The organism is Sphingomonas bacterium, from assembly GCF_903643065.1.
Lineage (GTDB): Bacteria > Pseudomonadota > Alphaproteobacteria > Sphingomonadales > Sphingomonadaceae > Sphingomonas.
Map to the genome: position 1 here is coordinate 1 of NZ_CAHJWX010000227.1, position 4,642 is coordinate 4,642.

Genomic DNA, 4,642 nt, shown 5'->3' on the forward strand with positions numbered 1-4,642 from the left:
GAGCCGGCGGCGGTCAGCGCGCCCAGCGACCTGTGGCTAGCGCGATCGGTCAGCGCGGCCGATGTCGCGGCGCGCTGCGACCACCGCTCGCTGCTCTGAACCGCTCTACCGTTCCCGCGTCGCCGCGAACCGTACGTGCGGGTAGCGGTCCTGCACATACCCCACGTCCCAAGCCGATTTGGCCATGAACACCGGATTGCCGTCGCGATCCCTGGCGGTCGCGCCGCGATTGTGGTCGAGGAACGCGCGCAGCTCGGCCGGGTCGGCGGCCGACACCCAGCGCGCGGTGTCGTACGGCGCAGGCTCCAACCCGGCGGCGACCTTATACTCCGCCTCCAGCCGGCTGACGAGCACGTCGAGCTGCAGCTGCCCGACCACGCCGACGATCCAGGCCGAGCCGATCTCGGGATAGAAGACCTGCGTCACGCCCTCCTCGGCCATGTCGTCGAGCGCCTTGCGAAGCTGCTTCGTCTTGGTCGGATCCTTGAGCTGGACGCGGCGCAACAGCTCGGGGGCGAAGTTGGGCAGGCCGGTGAAGCGCACGCCGGGTTTCTCCGCCAGCGTATCGCCGACGCGCAGCGCGCCATGATTGGGGATGCCGATGATGTCGCCGGGATAGGCCTCGTCGGCGATCTCGCGATCCTGCGCGAAGAACAGGATCGGCGAATGCACCGCGATCGGCTTGCCCGTGCCCGTCGGCGTCAGCTTCATGCCGCGCCGGAACACGCCGGAGCACAGCCGCATGAACGCGATGCGGTCGCGATGCTGGGGATCCATGTTCGCCTGCACCTTGAACACGAAGCCGGTGACATCCGCGCCGTCGGGCGACACGGGCGCGGGCTCGGCGGGCTGCGGGCGGGGGCCGGGCGCGTGTCGGCTGAGCGCGTCGATCAGCTCGGCAATCCCGAAATCCTTGAGCGCCGAGCCGAAATAGACCGGCGTCAGGTCGCCCGCGCGATAGGCATCGCCATCGAACGCCGGATAGCCCGCCTGGGCCAGCTCCACCTCCTCGGCGAAGCGCGGGGGCAGCATCGGCGCGTCCTCGTACCGGCCCAGATAGGTGCGGCTGTCGCCATCGGGCCGGTGGACCCGGTCGGCGACGAGGTCCAGCACGCCCTCGAACTCGCCGCCCATGCCGACCGGCCAGCTCATCGGCGCGACGTCGAGCGCCAGCACATCGGCGATCTCGTCCAGCAGCTCGAACGGTGAGCGGCCCTCGCGATCGACCTTGTTGACGAAGGTGATGATCGGCACCGAGCGTAGCCGGCACACCTCGAACAGCTTGCGCGTCTGCGCCTCGATCCCGCGCGCGGCGTCGATCACCATCACGGCGGAATCGACGGCGGTCAGCGTGCGGTAGGTGTCCTCGCTGAAATCCTCATGTCCCGGCGTATCGAGCAGGTTATAGGTGATGCCGTCCTTGGCGAACGTCATCACCGAGCTGGTGACGGAGATGCCGCGCTGCTGCTCGATCTTCATCCAGTCCGACCGCGCGCGCCGTGTCTGTCCCCGCGCCTTGACCTCGCCGGCGAGATGGATCGCGCCGCCGACCTGCAGCAGCTTCTCGGTCAAGGTCGTCTTGCCGGCATCGGGGTGCGAGATGATCGCGAAGGTACGGCGGGGGGAGATCATGGCATCCGAAAAAGATCGAGGTAGTCGCGGGCGGCGTGGACGAAACCGATGATCTCGACCCGCTCGCTCACGCGGTATAGTATCAGATATCGCCGATGGATGCGTCGCCGGTACTCGCCGCCTGGCCCGAGATCGACGACGGGAAAGGCGCGCGGCATGGATCCGAGCGCCAGCGCCTTGCTTCGCAATGCAGCGATCAGGCGTTCAGCGGCGTCAGGATTGTTCTGGGCGATCCAGTCGGCGATCTCTTCGAGGTTGCGTTCCGCTTGCCGCGTGAAGAACACCTTCACTCAGCAGCGCGGGGCCAATTGGCGTAACGCTGATGCAGACGCTCGAAGACCTCCTCCGCCGGGATCAACTCGCCTCGATCCGCTTGGGCGACGGATACGTTCAGCTTGGCCAAAAAGTCCGCTCGCGCCTCATCAACTGAGGAGAACTCGCCACGGTCGACCGACGCGGCGATGCAGTCCTCGATGTCCGGATCGTCGAACTCGGTAATCATGCAGGGCACATAGCCAACCCGCGCTTGTTCCTCAACGCCGGATCGCCGCGACCAGCCGTTCCCAATTGCCGTGCCCGATCGCTTCCTGCACCGGCTCGGGCAGTTCCGCCAGGAAGCGGCGCGCGGTGCCGTCCGGCTCGAAGCGATAGGGATAATCGGTCGAGAACAGCAGCCGCTCGGGGCCGAGCAGCTCCAGCGCCCAGCGCAGATAGCGCTGGCTCCAGATGCCGCTCCCCGTCACCGAGACATGGTCGCGGAAATATTCGGACGGCCGCCGCTTCAGCTTCGCCAGCTCCGTCATATTGTCGATCCGGTCGAGGTAGAAGAGCACGGCCTCGCCCCAATGACCGGTGATCAGCTGAAGGTCCGGAAAGCGATCAAACACCCCGGCCAGGATCATCCGCAGCACCTGCACGCCCGTCTCGTAATGCCAGCCGATCCCGAACGTGGCGAAGCCGGTGTCGATCGGCTCGCCGAAGCCGGCGTACAGCGCGTCGCTTACCGCGGGGAGCGGCGCCTGCGGGTGGAGGTACAGCGGCGCGCGGTGATGTGCGGCGGCTTCGTAGATCGGCCACATCGACGGATCGTCGGCGTTGACCGCGCGGGTCCGGCCGAACAGCATCGCGCCGTCCAGCCCCAAGGTCGTCACCGCGCGCGACAGCTCGCGCGCGGCGGCATCGGGCGCGGGGGTGGGCAGCGTCGCGAAGCCGCCCAGCCGGTCGGGATGCACCGCGACCGCTTCCGCCAGCAGGTCGTTGGCGTCACGGGCGAGCGACACCGCCTCGTCGGGCAACAGGCTCTGCGTGCCGGGGGCGGTGAGCGACAGGATCGCGCGGTCGAGCCCGGCCGCGTCCATCGCCGCCAGCCGATCGGCGCCGAACGTGCGGAGCCGGTCCACCATGGGCGCCTGCGACTGGGCATGGCTGGGGTCCTGCCACTCGGGCGGCAGGCGATTCCAGGCGGCGAGGATCGCGTCGGTGGCGAAATGTTCTTCGAGGCCGATCAGCTTCATGCCCGCCTTAACGAGGAGCCGCGATGGTGGGTCCCTCAGGCGAGCGAGATGCGCATCGCGATGCGCCTGGCCTCGCCCGGCGGCACGAAGAAGACGCCGGGCTTGTCGCGGAACTCGCCCGTGAACCCTTGTGGGTCGGCGAGCCCGTGCCACGGCTCGATGCAGACGAAGCGCGCGCCCGGTTTCGACCAGACGCCGAGCATCGGCGTGTCGGGAAAGGCGATGCGCAGGTTTGGGCCGTCCCCGGCGCCGTAGGCGACGCCCGACGAGCGCACGCGATCCCAGATCAGCGCGTCATGCGCGAACAGCGCGTCGGTGAGCGGCAGCGTCCGGCCGTCCAGCGGCGACGCGACCGGCGTGGCCAGCACCGTGCCGTCGGCGCCCAGGCGACGGATCGGATCGGGCTCGTCGGCGTCGAACAGGATGCGATGGTCCTCGCGGGGTCGGCCGAACGGCAACGGCCAGGCGAAGGCGGGGTGGAAGCCAAGGCTCGCGGGCAGGTCGGTGTCGCCCGGATTGTGGACGGCGGCCTCGACGTGGAGCGTCGCCGCCTCGACGCGAAAGCCGATCTCCAGCCGGAACGCGAACGGATAGGCGGCGCGGGTGGCGTCGCCGTCGGTGAGCGCGAAGGTCGCGCGGTCGGCCTCGGCGGCGACGACCGCGAACGGCATCCAGCGCGCGAAGCCGTGCTGCTTCATCGGATAGGCGCGGCCGTCGACGCGCAGCGTGTCCGCGTTCAGCCGGCCGACGATCGGGAACAGGATCGGCGCGCGTCCCGTCCAGAAGGCCGGGTCCGCATCCGTCATCAGCTCGCGGCCGTGGGCGTCGGTCAACGACGACAGCTCGGCGCCGAGCGGGTTGATCCGGGCGGTGAGGTCGCCGGACCTGATCGTCGGCCAGTCAGCCACGCAACGCCGCCCCCAGCTTCGCCGCCGCCGCGACGACGCGGTCGGCGGTCGCCTTCAGCTCGGCGTCGGTGAAGCTCCGCTCGCCCGGTTGCAGCATCACCTCGACCGCGAGCGACACCTCGCCGTCACGCTCGAACCGGTCGAACAGCCGCGCGCCCACGATCGCGGCCTTGTCGGCGCCCTTGACCGCGCGGACGAGCGCGTCGGCGGCAAGGTCGGCCGGCACGGTGAAGGCGAAGTCGCGGCGGACGGGCTGGAGCGCGGGCGGAGTGTAGGCGGGCCGCGCGAACCCGGCATTCCGCTTGGCCGGAACCGCGTCGAGATACAGCTCCGCCGCCGCGACCGCGCCCGTCAGGTCGAACGCGGCGAGCGTCGACGGATGGAGAAGGCCGAAGCGCGCGAGGATCGTCCTGGGCCCCAGCCGCAGCGTGCCGGACTGGCCGGGGTGCCAGGCGTCGCCGGCCTCGCCCATGACCTGAAGGTTGTCGACCGGCGCGCCCGCCTGCGCCAGCAGCGCCAGCGCTTCCGCCTTGGCGTCGAACGCGTCGAACGCCGCCGCCTTGCCGGTGCGCCAGCCACGCGCGGTCC

At 69.9% G+C, this 4,642-nt stretch carries 5 protein-coding genes and 1 pseudogene; all 6 read right to left on the reverse strand.

Annotated features, from left to right (window positions below; translation table 11 throughout):
• Positions 1-105 precede the first annotated feature (105 nt).
• The gene (locus tag HUU95_RS09010) at positions 106-1,632 is read right to left on the reverse strand and encodes a peptide chain release factor 3 (protein WP_174279805.1); all 1,527 of its coding nucleotides are present in this window, start codon (positions 1,630-1,632) and stop codon (positions 106-108) included.
• Positions 1,629-1,922 carry a type II toxin-antitoxin system RelE/ParE family toxin gene (locus HUU95_RS09015; protein ID WP_174279806.1) on the reverse strand — a complete coding sequence of 98 codons (294 nt, stop codon included), beginning with the start codon at positions 1,920-1,922 and terminating at the stop codon, positions 1,629-1,631. The genes HUU95_RS09010 and HUU95_RS09015 overlap by 4 nt, the downstream gene beginning before the upstream one ends.
• On the reverse strand, positions 1,919-2,134 hold the full coding sequence (locus HUU95_RS09020; RefSeq protein WP_174279807.1) for a hypothetical protein: 216 nt from the start codon (positions 2,132-2,134) through the stop codon (positions 1,919-1,921). Before HUU95_RS09020 ends, HUU95_RS09015 begins: the two co-directional genes overlap by 4 nt.
• 31 nt (positions 2,135-2,165) lie before the next feature.
• Entirely contained in the window at positions 2,166-3,146 is a 981-nt protein-coding gene (locus HUU95_RS09025; RefSeq protein ID WP_174279808.1) for an amidohydrolase family protein, read from the reverse strand.
• A gap of 35 nt (positions 3,147-3,181) precedes the next feature.
• Positions 3,182-4,054 (reverse strand): aldose 1-epimerase family protein, encoded by an 873-nt coding sequence (locus tag HUU95_RS09030; RefSeq protein WP_174279809.1) that lies wholly within the window; start codon positions 4,052-4,054, stop codon positions 3,182-3,184.
• Positions 4,047-4,642 (reverse strand): annotated as a pseudogene (locus tag HUU95_RS09035) (phenylalanine--tRNA ligase subunit beta); the annotation flags it as partial. The pseudogene HUU95_RS09035 and the gene HUU95_RS09030, both read right to left, overlap by 8 nt.